20 protein-coding genes are annotated in these 16,499 nt (G+C 36.4%); 8 read left to right on the plus strand and 12 right to left on the minus strand.

The annotated features are described in order from the left end of the window. Positions 1-102 precede the first annotated feature (102 nt). Positions 103-1,077: a thioredoxin-disulfide reductase gene (gene trxB / locus CM19_RS02795; RefSeq protein WP_048098928.1), complete on the plus strand. Its 975-nt coding sequence runs from the start codon at positions 103-105 to the stop codon at positions 1,075-1,077. After that, positions 1,074-1,853: an inositol monophosphatase family protein gene (locus tag CM19_RS02800; RefSeq protein WP_052349426.1), complete on the plus strand. Its 780-nt coding sequence runs from the start codon at positions 1,074-1,076 to the stop codon at positions 1,851-1,853. Before trxB ends, CM19_RS02800 begins: the two co-directional genes overlap by 4 nt. On the opposite strand, the gene CM19_RS02805 is transcribed toward CM19_RS02800, so the two are convergent. Together CM19_RS02805 and CM19_RS02810 are read right to left on the minus strand one after the other, a co-directional pair. Next, positions 1,807-3,630 (minus strand): AAA family ATPase, encoded by a 1,824-nt coding sequence (locus tag CM19_RS02805; protein WP_048098929.1) that lies wholly within the window; start codon positions 3,628-3,630, stop codon positions 1,807-1,809. The two genes, CM19_RS02800 and CM19_RS02805, sit on opposite strands and share 47 nt — an antisense overlap. Positions 3,631-3,907: 277 nt before the next feature. Further along, positions 3,908-5,458 carry a phytoene desaturase family protein gene (locus tag CM19_RS02810; protein ID WP_048098930.1) on the minus strand — a complete coding sequence of 517 codons (1,551 nt, stop codon included), beginning with the start codon at positions 5,456-5,458 and terminating at the stop codon, positions 3,908-3,910. A gap of 144 nt (positions 5,459-5,602) precedes the next feature. Here CM19_RS02810 and CM19_RS02815 point away from each other — a divergent pair, with 144 nt between their 5' ends. Together CM19_RS02815 and CM19_RS02820 are read left to right on the plus strand one after the other, a co-directional pair. Further along, positions 5,603-6,691, plus strand: a complete 1,089-nt coding sequence (locus CM19_RS02815; protein ID WP_048098931.1) for an alkaline phosphatase family protein — start codon at positions 5,603-5,605, stop codon at positions 6,689-6,691. Then, positions 6,691-7,221 carry a phosphoribosyltransferase gene (locus CM19_RS02820; RefSeq protein WP_048098932.1) on the plus strand — a complete coding sequence of 177 codons (531 nt, stop codon included), beginning with the start codon at positions 6,691-6,693 and terminating at the stop codon, positions 7,219-7,221. Before CM19_RS02815 ends, CM19_RS02820 begins: the two co-directional genes overlap by 1 nt. 1 nt (position 7,222) lies before the next feature. Here CM19_RS02820 and CM19_RS02825 read toward each other — a convergent pair whose 3' ends face one another. Then, a complete protein-coding gene (locus CM19_RS02825; protein WP_048098933.1) occupies positions 7,223-8,875 on the minus strand; it encodes an acyl-CoA mutase large subunit family protein in 1,653 nt (550 codons plus the stop codon). Positions 8,876-8,963: 88 nt separating this feature from the next. On the opposite strand from CM19_RS02825, the gene mce reads away from it, so the two are divergent. Continuing rightward, entirely contained in the window at positions 8,964-9,389 is a 426-nt protein-coding gene (mce, locus tag CM19_RS02830; RefSeq protein WP_048098934.1) for a methylmalonyl-CoA epimerase, read from the plus strand. Positions 9,390-9,453: 64 nt separating this feature from the next. Beyond that, complete coding sequence (gene hsp20 / locus CM19_RS02835) at positions 9,454-9,963, plus strand: archaeal heat shock protein Hsp20 (protein WP_048098935.1); 510 nt, start codon at positions 9,454-9,456, stop codon at positions 9,961-9,963. On the opposite strand, the gene CM19_RS02840 is transcribed toward hsp20, so the two are convergent. Further along, on the minus strand, positions 9,904-10,443 hold the full coding sequence (locus CM19_RS02840; RefSeq protein ID WP_048098936.1) for a ZPR1 zinc finger domain-containing protein: 540 nt from the start codon (positions 10,441-10,443) through the stop codon (positions 9,904-9,906). The two genes, hsp20 and CM19_RS02840, sit on opposite strands and share 60 nt — an antisense overlap. A 58-nt stretch (positions 10,444-10,501) precedes the next feature. On the opposite strand from CM19_RS02840, the gene CM19_RS02845 reads away from it, so the two are divergent. Then, on the plus strand, positions 10,502-12,085 hold the full coding sequence (locus tag CM19_RS02845) for a GTP-binding protein (RefSeq protein ID WP_048099000.1): 1,584 nt from the start codon (positions 10,502-10,504) through the stop codon (positions 12,083-12,085). On the opposite strand, the gene CM19_RS02850 is transcribed toward CM19_RS02845, so the two are convergent. Both CM19_RS02850 and CM19_RS02855 read right to left on the minus strand, forming a co-directional pair. Beyond that, a complete protein-coding gene (locus tag CM19_RS02850; protein WP_048098937.1) occupies positions 12,044-12,466 on the minus strand; it encodes an SRPBCC domain-containing protein in 423 nt (140 codons plus the stop codon). The two genes, CM19_RS02845 and CM19_RS02850, sit on opposite strands and share 42 nt — an antisense overlap. Further along, positions 12,459-12,884, minus strand: a complete 426-nt coding sequence (locus CM19_RS02855; RefSeq protein ID WP_048098938.1) for an SRPBCC domain-containing protein — start codon at positions 12,882-12,884, stop codon at positions 12,459-12,461. Before CM19_RS02855 ends, CM19_RS02850 begins: the two co-directional genes overlap by 8 nt. Before the next feature lie 33 nt (positions 12,885-12,917). Between CM19_RS02855 and CM19_RS02860 the strand changes: the two genes are divergently transcribed. Then, positions 12,918-13,463, plus strand: a complete 546-nt coding sequence (locus tag CM19_RS02860; protein WP_048098939.1) for a nucleotidyltransferase family protein — start codon at positions 12,918-12,920, stop codon at positions 13,461-13,463. On the opposite strand, the gene cutC is transcribed toward CM19_RS02860, so the two are convergent. Genes cutC through CM19_RS02890 form a run of 6 tightly spaced genes read right to left on the minus strand, consistent with a single transcriptional unit; the run spans position 13,438 to position 16,496 of the window. After that, a complete protein-coding gene (gene cutC, locus CM19_RS02865) occupies positions 13,438-13,935 on the minus strand; it encodes a glyceraldehyde dehydrogenase subunit gamma (protein ID WP_048098940.1) in 498 nt (165 codons plus the stop codon). The two genes, CM19_RS02860 and cutC, sit on opposite strands and share 26 nt — an antisense overlap. Positions 13,936-13,940: 5 nt before the next feature. Beyond that, positions 13,941-14,774 carry a glyceraldehyde dehydrogenase subunit beta gene (gene cutB, locus CM19_RS02870; protein WP_048099001.1) on the minus strand — a complete coding sequence of 278 codons (834 nt, stop codon included), beginning with the start codon at positions 14,772-14,774 and terminating at the stop codon, positions 13,941-13,943. A 29-nt stretch (positions 14,775-14,803) separates the two neighbouring features. Further along, positions 14,804-14,944 carry a YHS domain-containing protein gene (locus CM19_RS02875; RefSeq protein ID WP_048098941.1) on the minus strand — a complete coding sequence of 47 codons (141 nt, stop codon included), beginning with the start codon at positions 14,942-14,944 and terminating at the stop codon, positions 14,804-14,806. Between the two features lie 6 nt (positions 14,945-14,950). Continuing rightward, positions 14,951-15,673, minus strand: a complete 723-nt coding sequence (cobA, locus tag CM19_RS02880) for a uroporphyrinogen-III C-methyltransferase (protein WP_048098942.1) — start codon at positions 15,671-15,673, stop codon at positions 14,951-14,953. Further along, positions 15,673-16,260: a hypothetical protein gene (locus tag CM19_RS02885; RefSeq protein ID WP_048098943.1), complete on the minus strand. Its 588-nt coding sequence runs from the start codon at positions 16,258-16,260 to the stop codon at positions 15,673-15,675. The genes cobA and CM19_RS02885 overlap by 1 nt, the downstream gene beginning before the upstream one ends. Next, entirely contained in the window at positions 16,257-16,496 is a 240-nt protein-coding gene (locus CM19_RS02890; RefSeq protein WP_048098944.1) for a hypothetical protein, read from the minus strand. The genes CM19_RS02885 and CM19_RS02890 overlap by 4 nt, the downstream gene beginning before the upstream one ends. Between the last annotated feature and the right edge of the window lie 3 nt (positions 16,497-16,499).

Below are 16,499 nucleotides of genomic sequence, written 5' to 3' on the forward strand. Positions count from 1 at the left end.
AGCCGAAAGTAATATTTATTTTCTCATAAACCACTGGCAGTTCTTCTTTTTATTGAAAAAAGTGAATCAACCTTTATATCCTTTTAACATAAAATCAATAGTATGAGTCTATTACCCAAATCTGCTAAAGTCGATCCTAATGAAATTTTTGACGTAATAATAATAGGATTAGGCCCAGCAGCTTACTCTGCAGCTCTTTATGCCGGCAGATATGTTATGAAAGCCCTTGTAATAGGAGAAACGCCAGGAGGTCAACTGACAGAAGCAGGAGAAGTTGATGATTACCTCGGGTTAATAAAGGTAAACGCTCAAGACATGATTAGAATATTTAACTCTCATATTGAAGAGTATAACCTTCCTGTAATTCTAGATACAGTTGAAAAGTATGAAAAGCACGGAGATTTGTTCGTGGTAAAGACTAAGAGAAAGGGTGAATTCAAGTCCAAAACTATTATAGTAGCTGTTGGGGTTAAAAGAAGGAAATTAAATGTTCCAGGAGAGGATCAATTTACTGGAAGAGGAGTATCTTACTGTTCTGTATGCGATGCACCTCTCTTTAAGAATAGAGAGGTCGTAATAGTAGGAGGAGGAGATTCAGCGCTTGAAGGAGCAGAACTTCTCTCAAGATATGCAACAAAGGTTTACTTAGTTCACAGAAGGGATGTATTTAAAGGACAACCTTACTACGTAGAGATAGTTAAGCAGAAGAAGAATGTAGAGTTTATACTTAATTCAACAGTAACTGAAATAATTGGTGAAAAGCTAGTTAAGGCTGTTAAAGTAAAGAATCTTAAGACTGGAGAGGAGAAAACATTAAATGTTAATGGAATATTTATCGAAATAGGATTTGAGCCTCCTGTAGAGTTTGCAAAGGTTAACGGTATAGAAACTGATAGTAACGGATATATAAAGGTAGACGAATGGATGAGAACTAGTACTGAAGGTGTATTTGCTGCAGGTGATTGCACTTCTACCTGGCTTGGATTTAGACAAATAATAACTGCCGTTGCGCAAGGATCAGTTGCAGCGAGGAGTGCGTACACTTTTCTAAATGAAAGACAGGGGAAAACGAATTGAGAGAAACTATAGTAAAAGTAGGAATAGAGGCATCAAAATACGTTAGAGAAATGTGGGAAAAGAAAGGAGTAGATAAAGTAATAGGGTATCATGATCAGGACACCACTCGAGTTGTAGATAAGTTATCAGAAGAGTATATATTCGACTTGCTAGAACACAGTGGATTTTCATTTTCCTTTGTCTCAGAAGAGTCAGGAAGAGTATTCAAGGGAAATTATGATTATGTTGTAGTTATAGATCCGTTAGATGGAAGTAGTAACTTTATATCGGGTATCCCCTGGTCGTCTGTTTCAATAGCCGTTTTTAGAAAAGACGAAAAAGATTTTTTGAATTCAATTTCTGGAGTTATTGCTGAGATTTTTAGGGATAGAATTTACTCTTATGATGAGAAATCATCATATCTTAATGAAAAATTAGTCGAAAGAAAAGAAGAAGTGAAATCTAGGATAGTTTTGGCGTATTATGATAAGGAAAGTATGGACGATGCAACCAAAATTTTCTCCAAAATTAAGGGTGGTTTCAAGATTAGAACACTCGGTTCTGCATCTCTGGACATGGTTCTAGTCTGTACAGGTAAAGCCTTGTTTTATTTTGATATAAAGGGAAAATTAAGGAATGTGGATATTGCGGCATCAAGTAATTTCTGTAGTAGACTAGGTATAGATACAGTAGATATAAAAGGAAAAAGGTTGAACGTAAGCATTTCTGACGTAGAAAAAGTAGGTAACGTTATGCTTTCTTCGGATCCAGCTTTGATATCCCAACTTTCCTCTTAGATTTCTTGGTAGAAGGTTTAACTTTCTCTAGAGCCTCAACTAGGTCCTGAGTAGTTAAAGTTCTATCTGTATTTCCCTTAATTACCTCCTTCAGAACTGTTATTTTAGCTTCCCTAGTTAATGCTGCAAGATCAGCCCCAGTATACCCCTCAGTTTTTTGTGCTATATCTTGACAACTCACTCTTTCACATACATCATTACCTAAATATTTTTCAAGTATATCTAATCTTTCCTCGGCATTTGGTAAAGACATATGAACAACTATATCAAACCTTCCAGGTCTTAGCAAGGCTGAGTCTATTACACTTATTCTGTTGGTCGTTCCAATAACAACTACTTCCTTTAAGTTCCTTATTCCATCCATTTCCGTGAGAAGTTGATTAACTACTTTTGATGCATCCGATCCATGTCTATCAGACCTTTTGGACGCTATAGCATCTAATTCATCAAGGAGCACTATGGACGGTTTGTTTTCCCTAGCCCTATTGAAAACTTCCTTCAGAATTGAAACAGCACCTTCGTATCCTTTATACATTATTTCTGCAACACTCAAGGAGATTAACTTTACGTCAAGAGTTTTAGCTAAAGCTTTAGCCATCATTGTCTTTCCTACACCTGGTGGTCCATATAGTAATATTCCCCTTATTGGAGTAACTCTCATTTTTTCCATAAGGTCAGAATGTTTTAGTTGCAGCTCAAGAAGTTCCTTTAGCTCTGTTTTAACGCTTTCATATCCTCCTATGTCATTTAACGTGATCTTATCTCCAATTTCAGACTCTATGTCATCTCCTTTTCTTGATCTCCTTTCAAAGTCTAGTCTAAACTTTTCAAAATCCTCAAGCATCTGCAAGCTTATACTAGGCTTATATTTCTGTATAATGTCTGTGAAATCCTTCATTGTTATCTTTCTTTCCTGTCCACTTTCAGATGCTTCTACTGCAGCTTTTCTGGCAACTTCTTGACAAATATTGGCCAAGTCAGCCCCACTATATCTTTCCGTTATATCGGCTATTTTATCTAGGCTAACATCGTCAGCTAGAGGCTTTCCACTACAATGAATCTTAAGTATTTCCTTTCTAGCCTCCTTATTTGGAGGACCTATGTAAATTAGTTTATCAAATCTTCCAGCCCTTAAAAGAGCCTTATCTAAGAGCTGTGGAACGTTAGTTGAGCCTACAATTATTATTCCTTCGTCGCTATGAAGACCATCTATTTCTGATAACATTAATGATAATAATCTAGGAGTTACTGAATCTCCTGAATGACTTTCTCTTTTGGTCCCAATAGTATCTATCTCGTCAAAGAATAGTATACAAGGCGCATTTTTTCTTGCGTTTGCAAATAGTTCTCTTAATCTAGCCTCACTTTCACCATACCACTTACTCATTATATCGCTCACATTTACGTATATGAAGTTTAATTTTGCGTCACTTGCTAAAGCCCTCATCATAAGAGTCTTTCCACAACCTGGAGGACCGAAAAGAAGTATACCTTTAGGGGGTTTAAGACCATACTTTAGTGCAATACCCCTATTCTTGAGAGGAAATTCAATATATTCGCCTATCTCCTTCTTAACGTCTTCATATCCTCCAATATCGCGCCAACTAATCTTTCTATCATCTTCTTCTTTTTTCTTTGAGTTTTTCAACTGTAATTGTGATGCTTTGTCACTAGTCATAAAGTTGGTAGTAAATCTTTTAAATAAACCCATAAGTAAGATCCCTATCGCTGAAAGAGATATAAAAAGTATAATGAGTGTTAACAAGTACTCGCTCATTTCTAACGATTTATTATTTGCGTTTCACGTATTTAAAGGTATGAAAACAATTTTTTAAAGCATTAACGTATGAACGATTAAAAATACCCGAAATGTATAATGAAGATAAGATTTAATTTGAAAAACATTATTTAAATCATTCTGCAATTTGCTAACAAATTTTCATATGGATCAAATATCTTAATTAAAACCTTTGGTTATCAAGTTATTAAATTACCCTTCCAAAATATCTTAGAATATATTTTAACTTGAGTAAAAATCATAGAAATTCAAAATATTAACTTTCAACCCTTAAGTCACTTATTACTCTCATAGCTGCATTATATCCAGGTGCTCCAGTGACTCCTCCACCCGGATGAGTACCTGATCCACAAAGATAAAGTCCTTTTATTGGAGTTCTATAATTGCTCATAGAGTAAGTAGGTCTAAACAGGTAAATCTGGTCCGGCGTCATATCTAGATGAAATATATTACCTTCCCAAATTCCAAATCTTCTTTCTATATCAAGAGGAGTTAAGACTTCATATTTTTCCAGTTTAAAGTTTGGGGCAAATTCCCTTATTTTTTCAAATGTTATTTCGGCTATTTTATCCTTTATATCATCTAATTTTCTAGTATATGGCAAATACTGACCAAAAATTGAAATAGAAAATTTTCCTTTAGGAGCTACAGTAGGATCGACTGAAGATTGTATGTTAATTGAAAGCCAAGGTTCTCTTGAATAACCTAGCACTTTGGCGTCAGTATATGCTTTTTCTATATAGTCCATATTTGGCATTATTAACTCTGAAGCTATATGCTCTGGTCTTAAACTAGTTCCCCAACCGAAGTCTGGAAGGGATGATGAATAGCCGACAATCTTGAACGACACGCCCTTAGACTTTAGAGAGGAAATTTTCCTGATTAACTCACTATCTACTTCCGCATTTCTAAGAAACTTAAGGAATGTGGTTTTAGGATCAGCGTTAGACAAAACTATATTGCTTTCAAAAATTTTTCCATCCGTCAATTTTACACCATAGGTCTTTCCTCTTCTAACTAGGATCTCGTCGACCTCTGCCGAGGTTATAACTTTTACTCCTAATGCTTCAGCCGATCTCCTCATTGCAACAGTTACTCCTCCCATACCCCCTTCTACGTACCCCCAAGATCCTTTTACCCCATTAACTTCTCCTAAGATATGATGTGCTAATACATAAGCAGTACCAGGAGAGCTAGGAGATGCATAAGTTCCGACCACGGAATCTTCGACTAGAGCAGATTTTACTTCATCTGATTCAAAGTAGTTATCAAGCATAGATCTTCCGTCGGTGAGAAAAGCTCTACTAAGCTCCGAGAGAGCTTCTTCATCAATTGAAACTCCTTTCATTAACTGAAGTAACTGATCAACTTCAGAGATTCTGGGAGGCTCTGAAAGCATAAAGAGGTCAGCTAACTGATACATTGGATCCCATAATTTTAGCCATTTTTCATAGTTTTTGGCGTCAACCTTCGAGAACTTTTCTATTTCCTTTTGAGTTTTCTTAACATCAGACCAAAAGAATAATCCCTTTCCTCTGCCTGTAGGAAGAAACAAACCAGGATCCTTTAGGTAAACCTTTAGGCCAAAATCCCTAAGCCTTAAATCTCGAATTATTTTTTCCCTTAATAGGCTTAACACATAAGCTCCTGTAGATACCTTTATTCCAGGCCAAAGCTCTTCTGTAACGGAAGCTCCTCCTACTACTTCTCTTTTCTCTAAGACTAAAACTTTTAATCCATTCATTGCCAAATAAGAGGCTGATACTAAACCATTATGGCCTCCACCTATAACTATTACATCAAACATCAATTATTTCCTCCCAAGCCATATAATTATGGATAGAATTCCTCCTAATATGGATATACCTATAGCTGTATACGCAAAGATTGTCAGAACTTGAGTTATTGGCATACCAATCGTTTTATAACTGGAATTTAAAGATTATTCACTATGTTCATTGAAGAACCTAACTACGGAAGGAATATATACTCCCTAGCATGTGGAATTGCAGAATTCCTAGGCGTCGAAAGAAAATGTGCAAGTAGAATAGAAATTCCAAAAACTAAGAAATTAGCTTTAGTTCTGTTAGATGGATTTGGCTGGAATATAATGGAGAGTTCCGGATCTACTAAAGAAGAGGCTGAAAAAATACAAACAGTTTTCCCATCAACTACTTCAACAGTAATAACTACTCTCTTTACGGCATTAACACCTGGGGAACATGGAGTCCTAGGATACAACACTTTCGTTAAAAAAGCTGGAGGGATAATAAATACGCTAAAGTTCACTCATCCCGCAGTGAGTGATAGGGACTCTTTACAAGACTCAATGAGTTTTTCTTCGGTTTTTCCTGGGGTAAAGAGCTACCTTTCTGAGGTTAATGGAGTTAAATCTATGGAAATAATTCCAAGAGGATTGGAAAACACCGAGTTTAGCAAGGCAACACATGGTAAGACAACTGAAACAAAAACTTTTGTGGATCTATGGGACGCTCTATACCTTTTTTCTCAAGCTTTGAATTCGGACTACAACTTTATTTATCTTTACCTGTCTGATATCGACTCCTTAGCCCATAAATATGGACCTTATGCAGAGCCAACTCTAAATGCTGCAAAGGTTATCTTTGAATCCATCTATAACACTGCTAAAAGATTCTCTAATCAAGCTACAACCGTAATAACAGCGGATCATGGTCATGTTGAGGTAGGAAGTAATGTTGATATTAAGAGCGATCAGCAGTTCATGTCCATGGTAGAGGTTCCTCCTTATGGTGATTCTAGAGCGTTATTCCTTAGGAGCAGGTATGATATGAAAACCTATATGTTAGATAAATATAATGTAAAAGTTTATACAAAGGAGGAATTACCTAGATTACTAGGAGGAGTGGGGTATGCGGATCTTCCTGATTTTGTGGCAGTTCCTAAGGATAATACAGCCTACATCTACGATTATAAGGAAGGAGGAGATTACGGAAAGCTTAAAGGTCATCACGGTGGATTACTTTCAGAAGAGTTTGAAATACCTTTGGTGATTATATAATGCCGGAGTACTTTATTCCATCATGGGATGAAATAGAAAATGATATATTTTCTATAGCTGAAAAATTAATTTCAGAAAGTTTTTATCCCAACGCAATCGTAGCAATCCTTACAGGCGGAGTTATTCCAGCTAAGCTTTTCTCTGATATACTCGGAGTAAAGAATCTAAAATACGTAGATATAAAGTTCTATAGAGGAGTAAATAGTAGAGAATCAAAGCCAGTAATAAGAGCAATTTACGCTAATGACCTTGAAGGGAAGAACGTTCTGATAGTCGATGACGTTTCTGATACTGGAGAAACCCTTGAAGCCGTAACTAACGTAGTTACTATGTTTAGTCCGATAAAAGTTAAGACTGCAACAATTTATGTTAAACCGTGGTCTAAGAGATTTCCAGATTATTATAGTAAGGAAGTAAATAAGTGGATAATTTTCCCTTGGGATAAGTGGGACATAGTGAGGGAAAACGAGGACGTTCCAGTTCAAAATAAAGATAGATTTATCAAACTGATGAAATCTGGTAAAGGCTAAATTAAAAGATTATAGCTTCTCTATATTCTCCCCAAACTTCCCTTAACGTTCCACTTATCTCGCCAACAGTTGATCCAGATTTAATTGAAGCTAAAACGTATGGTAGTAAGTTTTCATTTCCTTCAGCGGCTCTTCTAAGGGAATTGAGAGAATCCCTTACTTTCATTTGATCTCTATTTTCTTTATATGATTTAAGTCTCTGTATTATTCTCTCCCTAACACTCGGATTAACTCTAAATACTTCAGTTGTACCTATCCAGTCAGGCTCGTAGGACATATTTACTCCAATTTTCACCATATCTCCTTCTTCTATTCTTTTTTGAATTCTATATGCGCTTTCAGCTATTTCTGCCTGAGGATACCCCCTATCAATTGCCTTCATCATACCTCCCATACTTTCAATTCTATCTATCACTTTCCAAGCTCTTTCCTCTATCTCGTCAGTTAGCCATTCTATATAGTATGAACCACCTAGTGGATCGACTGTCTCTGTAACTCCACTCTCATGTGCTATTATTTGTTGTACTCTTATAGCTATTTTTGCAGCCTTCTCGCTGGGTAAAGCTAGAGCTTCATCGTAGGAATTAACATGAAGACTTTGTGTTCCTCCCAATACAGCTGCTAGAGCTTGTAGCGTTGTTCTGATTATGTTTATTTCAGGCTGTTGGGCTGTTAGTTCAGCTCCTCCTGTTTGGGTGTGAAACTTAAGACTCATTGAATCAGCCTTTTTAGCGTTAAACATTTCCTTCATTATTTTAGCCCACATTCTTCTAGCAGCCCTAAATTTTGCCACTTCTTCAAAAACGTTTGTATATCCTGCAAAGAAGAATGAAAGAGTAGGTGCAAAGTCATCTACTGGAATTCCTCTTTCTGCAGTTTTTCTTACATACTCTATTCCATCAGCTAAAGTAAACGCAACCTCAAGAACAGCATCCGCTCCAGCTTCTCTTATGTGATAACCACTTATACTTATCGGGTGCCATTTAGGCACATTCTTGTAAGAGTATTCTATTAGATCTATTGCGTACCTCATAGAAGATTCAGGAGGATAGATGTAGTTCTTTCTCGCTATGTACTCTTTTAAGATATCATTTTGAACTGTACCGTCCAATACTTTCTTATCAATGCCTCTACTTTCGGCTGTAGCTATATACATTGATAAAAGTTCTTGAGCAGTTGCATTGATTGTCATAGATGTACTTACTTTATCTAAAGGAATAGAGTTCATTACAATATCCATTTCCTTCCAATGAAACATAGAAACTCCTACTACTCCAACCTCAGTATACGCTAACTCCTGGTCAGGATCAAGACCAAGCTGTGTTGGTAAATCAAAAGCCATGCTTAGCCCGGTTTGACCTGCCTCAAGCAACCTCCTAAATCGGTTATTAGTGTCCTCTGAGGAACCGAAACCTGCGTATTGTCTGATAGTCCATATTCTTCCTCTGTACATATTTGGATAAATTCCTCGAGTAAAAGGATATTCTCCTGGGAATCCAACACTGTCAAAATCCTTTACATCTAATGGAGTATATAGTGGTCTAACTTCAATATCCGATGGGGTAACAAATTTTGCCTTTCTTTCCTTTCTCTTTGAAATCCACTTATTGTAAACGTTCTCATCCCACTCCTTAATTTTTTCATCTAAATCCAATCGCAATACCCGTATTTCATTATGTTTAAACAGTATATAACCTTTGCTTTTTAATCAAATTTATAAGTTAAAAGGTATAATCTCTAATATGCAAACAGAAAATATAGACCACATAGGTATAGCCGTAGAAAACCTAGACGAGGCAATAAAATTTTACACGGAGAAGTTTGGTATGAGGCTTGTTCATAGGGAGAACCTTCAAGAAAGAGGTCTTAAAATTGCTTTTATGGCTGGAAACGACGAGAAGACCAGTTTAGAGTTAATGGAACCAATAAGTCATGATGATCAAAATAATACGGTAGCCAAGTTTTTGAAAACGAAAGGGCAAGGGATGCACCACCTAGCAGTTAAGGTAGAAGATATTGGAAAATCGTTAGAAGAATTATCCTCAAAAGGGATTGTCCTAATAGATAAGGAACCAAGAAAAGGCGCTAGAGGGCATTTAGTTGCCTTCATCCATCCTAAGAGTTCTATGGGAGTTCTTATAGAGCTAGTCCAAGAAAAGACCAACTAGAGTTTATAAAGTCAGTCAAGATAAAACTTTAAATTTTTGCTAGGAGATAATATTTCGATCAAGTATGCCAGGGAAGAAGAAATATTCAGATATATTTGATTATTTTGATGAGTGGATTAATGAAATAGAAAGAGAATTTGAGGAAACTGAGAAGAGATTACTAAGCGAAGCCCAGAAAGGTGATAAGAATGGACCTTATGTGTATGGCTTTAGTGTAACTATTGGACCAGATGGAAAGCCCGTTGTAGAAGAATTTGGAAATATAAAGAGGGCTGGGAATAGACCATTAATATCAGAGGAAAGAGAACCTCTTGTAGATGTAATTGAGAAAGGGGAAGAGGTAAGACTCATAGCAGAAATGCCTGGAGTTGATAAGGAAAATATAAAAGTTAAGGTAAACGATAACGTAATAGTTCTCTCGGCTCAACAAGGAGACAAAAAGTACTATAAGGAAGTTGAACTTCCTTCACCTGTAGATGAGAGTTCAGCAAAGGCGAATTATAAGAACGGAGTATTAGAAATAGTCTTTAAGAAGAAGGCTGCAGTTCAGGGGAAAGAGATAAAAGTTGAGTAATTTTTGTTTTTTACTTTTTATAAAGCTTGTTCCTGAAGTATCTTCTATAATTAAGGTGAATTTTTTCTTTCCGTCCTTAGCGTTTTTAATATCTTGACATCTTCCATTATCGCATAGAGAACCTAGATTTTCTAGAATTTCATCTAGAATTCCTTCAACTGTAGTAAAACTTCCTTGTGATACATCTTTTGAAATCACCTCAATACTAAGCTCTGGAATTATCAGGTTACCAAAGGGAGATCTATATACTATAATATTGAGATCCTCCTCATTTTCAACAGAAAGTTCGAGCCTTTTAGGATGAGAGTGTTCATAAGGCTTCACATCTCTATATCTATAATGACAATTTTCACACTCCCAGTTGGAGAGAACCATTTCTCCTACCTCGCCAGCATCATAAAGGTAGTCCTTAGCTAGAAGGGTGTCCATCCCACAAATCGGACATTTTAGCCTTTGATCAAAAATTAGTTTAGGTTCCATACTCTCAACCAAAGCTTATTTGGTAGTATTGATAATATTTTACTCAAAAAGTGATGAAATGAAGTATCCACGAGAGAATGATGTGGGGAAAATAGAATATAAACTTATCTTATCAAACGTTACAGAACAGAGACTTCAAGAATTAGCCTCTCAAATGAAATTTAGATTAGAGGAGGGCGGAGGAGAAGCAATATACGTTGTTGGAGTAAGTGATGATGGGGAAGTAATAGGCCTAGATATACAGTCTCTTAACAATACTATTACGTCTTTAGAGAAGATAGCATCTATGATAAATGCGGTAATAGCTCACAAAAGAGTTGTTGAAGTAAAGAAAACCAGATATGTTGGCGAAGTTCTAGTTAGGCTTCATAAGGCTGAAGTTCCCTTGGAAATTAATCTTGCTGTGATGGGTCACGTTAATGCGGGAAAAAGTACAGTTACTGGTTCGTTAATTCTAGGAAAGTTAGATGATGGTAATGGATCTCTCAGGTCCATGATTGCTAGATATCTCCATGAAGTAATAAGTGGTAGGACTTCGTCCATAACAATGAGAATCTTGGGATTTAATGACAAAGGAGAGATAACCAATCATCAATGTAGAGATCCTATGGATGAAGCGGAAGTTACGATAAGGAGTAGCAAGGTATTAAGATTAATAGACTTGGGAGGACATGAAAGGTATTTAAGGACCACGCTTAAGGGTTTGATGGGATATGAGACAGATTATGTTATGCTCGTAGTTGGAGGAGATGACGGATTAAGTATTATGGGTAGAGAGCATTTAGCTGTTGCATCAGTTCTAAAATATCCTATTTTTATTGTTATAACAAAAGTGGATAAATATCCTAAAGAAAAAATTAATGCAATTGAAGAAGATATTAAGAACGTTATGAAGATTCCAGGAATAAACAGGTTAGTTATGGAGGTTCAGGACGACAACGATTTACTCACTGCAATTTTAGGCTTAAAAACTGGGAGAGTTGTGCCTATATTTAAGATATCGAATGTGAGTGGGATGAACGTAGATCTTCTAACTAGATTCCTTTACCTTTTACCTCCAAGAAAATCATACGGTAGATCCGGAGAACCATTAGTTTACATTGATGAAGTTTATAATGTAACAGGAACGGGACCTGTTGTTTTAGGTTCCGTAATAAGAGGAGTAATGAAGGAGAACGATATTGTTTACCTTGGTCCATTAAACGACGGTAATTTCATCCAGGTAAGGGTAAAGAGCATACAGGTAAATAGAGTTTTCGTCGATAAGGTAAGGGAAGGGAGCATAGCTACTTTTGCAGTTCAAGGCGTTCAGAAAGAGATAATTAGGAAAGGTATGATATTGATTAAGGATAAAAAACCTAAAGCAGTGAACGAGTTTAAGGCAAAGGTAATTGTTCTTCATCACCCCACGACAATAAGAGAAGGCTATGTTGCTACTCTCCACATGTATACAATTAGACAAGCTGTACGATTTGAGAGAATACAAAATAAGTTTCTTAGATCCGGAGAAAGTTCAGAGGTCGAGATGAGGTTTCTATATAAACCAGAATATATAGAAAATGGACAAATATTCGTATTCAGAGAAGGAAGAACAAGAGGGCTAGGAATTGTTAGCTCTATCGATTCCAGCAATAGTGCATGATATTATTTTCTTTGTGATATCCTCTGCTTGAGACGAGATTGTTTTTTCTAGAGCCTTCGATAAAGAACCAGAAATCTCGTATTCCGCTGTCCATTTTATTTCCTTCTCTTCTACTTTAACGTTTGTTGTAAGGTTGACTTTTATCCCAGGTCCTAATATTTCCATTTTATTAATTACATTATCATCGGCAATACTATGTTCCTTTACTGTTCCTTCAAGTTCTACCTTTAGAGGTCCTATGCTTGCATGAACTGTAAAGTTTTTTCCATTTATTTCCTCAATTCCTGGAGTACACTTTAGAAGATTTACATAATTACTAAAGAACTGTAAAGCTTTTTCTTTGTTAGCTGGATTTTTTTCAGTACCGGATAATTTAGACATGTTTCTCTACCTTAGACTTGATGCATTCAAATAATTCTCCTATCATCTTATTTAGAGCTGGTTCCATAAGCCTAGCACCTACTGATGCGAGTACTCCTGAAACTTTAACTTCAGCGTCATACGAGATCTTCTTATCTTCTACTTGAACTTTAGCTTCCACATCAACATTGCTGTTCATACCGTTTCCTTTAGCAGATATCTGAAAACCGTTTTCCGTTACATTAATGAACTTTAGAGATGCCTTATACTCTCCTTTTATAAAACCAATACCAGCTGAACCAACTACTTTGTAGCTATCCCCTTCCTTAGACACATTTTTTATCCCTGGAAAGCAATAAACTACTTCCTCAAAATTGTTTACTAAGCTCATTATTTCCTTTTTTGAGGAGTTTACTTCTACTGAACCCTGATATCTCATAATTCATTATAGTATGTCTCAAAAATATATTTGATGAAAATAGGCGCAGTCATTTTAGCTGCAGGAGAAGGAAAAAGGTTTGGAAGTAATAAGTTGCTAGCTAACATAAAGGGTAAGGTAGTCGTACAATATGTTCTTGATGCAGTGAATATGGAAAGAGTTATAGTTGTAGGTAAATACGCAAAGGATCTCGTTGAAGTAATAAAAAATGATGTAGTTATATATAACCCAAGATGGAGCGAAGGAATTAGCACATCACTAAAATTGGGAATTAGATTTTTCCTTGATTACGATGGTGTGTTAGTAGCTTTAGGAGATATGCCTTTCATAACAAGGGAAACAGTGAATAGTATTACATCAAAATTTAGTAATGAATGCGAAGCGGTAGTGCCTACTTATCGCGGGATGTGGGGAAATCCAGTTATTCTCAGTAAAAGCCTTTTTCCTGATGTAATGAAGATTGAGGGTGATATAGGCGCTAAAGTAGTGTTAAGGCAAAGGGAAAAAATATGTAAAGTTGAACTTGGAGAAGAGGTAGTAAAGGACATCGACACTATTTCGGATTTGCCTTCATCTTAGTGGATGCTTCTTTAATTGCCTCAACTATATTTTGATAACCAGTACATCTACATAGATTACCTGATATTCCTTCTCTTATTTCTTCTTCTGTCGGATTAGGATTTTGTGAGAGGAACCAAAGTGATTCCATTATCATTCCTGGAGTGCAATAACCACATTGAAGTGCATGTTTTTCCCAGAAAGCTTCCTGAATTGGATGAAGTTTTCCATCCTTAGCTAGCCCTTCAATAGTTAAGATTTCTGATCCATCGGCCTCAACTCCTAGAACTGTACATGATTTCACTGACTTTCCGTTCATTATAATTGTACACGCGCCACAGTTGCTTGTATCGCATCCGATGTGAACACCAGTAAATCCCAGATCCCTTAAAACATGAACAAGAAGTCTTCTTGGTTCAACCTCTGTTTCGTAATCCTTTCCGTTTATCTTAAGGTGAATTTTTGTCTTTTGATCAGGTTCTATAACTTTCATCTAAATCACCTTTTGAGAGCCTCTAGAATAGCTCTCTTCGCCATAACTTTTGTTACCTTCTTTTTATATTCTGCTGAACCTCTAATATCGGATACTGGATTCGCGTAATCCATAACTTTAGCTGAAGCTTTTTCGATAATTTCTTCAGAGATCCTAGTATCTTTTAGCATGTTTTCAGCTTCTGTAGCTCTAACTGCTGTATTGTTTACAGCTGTTAGACCTATTCTTACGTCCTTAATCGACTCTCCATCAGTCTTAAGAAGGACAGCTACTCCTACTATAGCGTAATCTCCGGCCTTCCTTTCTAACTTTTGATATGAGAATTTATAGTCCTTAAATGCTGGAACAATTATTTCAGTAACTAGCTCTCCTGGATTAAGATCTGGAGTGAACATATCCTTTGCGAAGTCCTTAAATGAGACAGTTCTCTCAGTCTTTCCTTTGACTTTTACTTTTGCATCCATAGCTATAAGTGATGCTGGATAGTCTGCTGATGGATCAAGTTGAGAAATTACTCCCCCTATAGTCCCCATATTTCTGACTTGGGGATCTGCTATCTTGGTTGCAGTTTCACTGAGTAAAGGAATATTTGCTTTACTTATCTCATAATGAGTGCTGAGAGAACCTATTCTAATCTCATCACTTCCAGGAGAAATAAAATGTAAATTGCTTATCCTTCTAATGTCAACGAGATATGACGGTCTTATAATTCTAAGCTTCAGCATAGGAATTAAGCTATGCCCTCCAGCTAGAGCCTTAGCATCTTCGTGTTTTTCTAAGAAATCAGTAGCCTCTTCTAAGTTTTCGGCTATTACATATCCCAATTTTGGCGGGTACATAAGGAAGAGTCTCCCCATAAATTAAATATTTATTTCTTGTTTGCGTACTTCTCGGGATTCTTTTTAAATTCGGCCATACACATTGGGCTACAAAAGTAGAACGTATTTCCCTTATAGGTATACTTATACGTAGTATCCTTTACTTCATCTCCACAAACAGGATCCTTCATAATTTTTTATGAGATCTTCCATAATTTATTTCTTAGTTCTATCACTTCACCTACAAGTATGATCGCAGGAGGTCTAATGTCGTTATCTTTTGCTGTAATGTGTAGTCTATCAAGGGTTGATATAAACACTCTTTGAGATTTTGTTGTTCCATTTTCTATTATAGCTACTGGAACATCTCCCGATCTAACTTTAAGTAGTTCTTTTCTAATCTCGTCTATTCTTTCAACCCCCATCAAAATTATAAGCGTTCCTTTCTTGGGAACATAGTCTAAATTTATTGGGCTTCCTTCTGCTCTTGTTCCCGTAATCACGGTAAAACCTGAGGAAAACCATCTACTCGTAACGGGGATCCCTGCATATGCAGGTACAGCTATGGCACTTGTTATTCCCGGGATCACTTCACATTCTATTCCATGTTCAGCCGCATATACGCATTCCTCTTCCCCTCTTCCAAAAACATATGGATCTCCGCCCTTTAGTCTGGTCACTATTTCCTTTTCTTTCGCTTTTCTAACTAGAAGTTCATTTATTTTGTCTTGAAGACTTGCATCTCCTATGCCCTTTCCGTAATAGATAAGTTCCGCATCACCTTTACAGTAGCTTAAAATTTCTTTAGGAATTAGTTTATCGTAAATCACTACGTCAGATTTCCTTAAGATCTCAATACCCTTAACTGTAATTAGTCCTGGATCACCAGGACCTGATCCTACCAAGTAAATCTTACCCATTAAATAGCATTTACTTTTTTGATAATATAAAATGCAAATAGTATTCCTTCTAAGAATTTTACGCTATAGATGTATACTAAGATATCGTTCAGTAAAACTCCTTGTTGGACATGAAAAAGAACTGAAAAGATATAGATTAACATGATGAGAAAAATATCGGCCGCAAATCCAAGGCTAAATATTATGACTTTTTCTACAAACTTAAGAGAAGGAATAAAATAACCGGCAATAAATCCCCCAATGAATTCTGATAAGAACGCAAGAAAATAGATCACGGGATAGTGCAATGTTATGGAATATGCAAATGGAGTCAACCAAGGAATTATAAGCAATGCTGAAACAAGAAAGCCTATCCAAGCCTTTCTCCTCATGGCTAGAGACATTATGGGTATTTCAGCATCATCGAATGTTACCATCTTTTCCTTTGGCGTTGATGTGTAAATAGTATACCAACCTAAAAGTCCTCCTCCTAAAATTGGCCCTTGATAGGAAAGAAACCTACTTAGGGGATCTCCTATAACGTAAACAATTCCGGTTAACGTTAATATTATTATAGAAGTGTATAAGGCAACCGAAGTTTTTCTCATGGTAGAAATATCTCATATATTATCTTATTTCCTTTTAAGGTCTTGTTAAGTATTTTTACACCCTTTTCTTGCATTGCTGCAGCCCACATTTCTACTTGATCTGCCTGAACTCCTTCCTGGGCTATTACGCTAACCTTTTGGTTTCCTCCCACTTCAAGCCAAAACTTCATTAGAGTAAGGGCAGGAGAATTTGAACCACATCCGCCTGACTGGTTGCTCAAGTCTAGATCTGTCATATT

Source organism: Candidatus Acidianus copahuensis (genome assembly GCF_000632495.1).
Lineage (GTDB): Archaea > Thermoproteota > Thermoprotei_A > Sulfolobales > Sulfolobaceae > Acidianus > Acidianus copahuensis.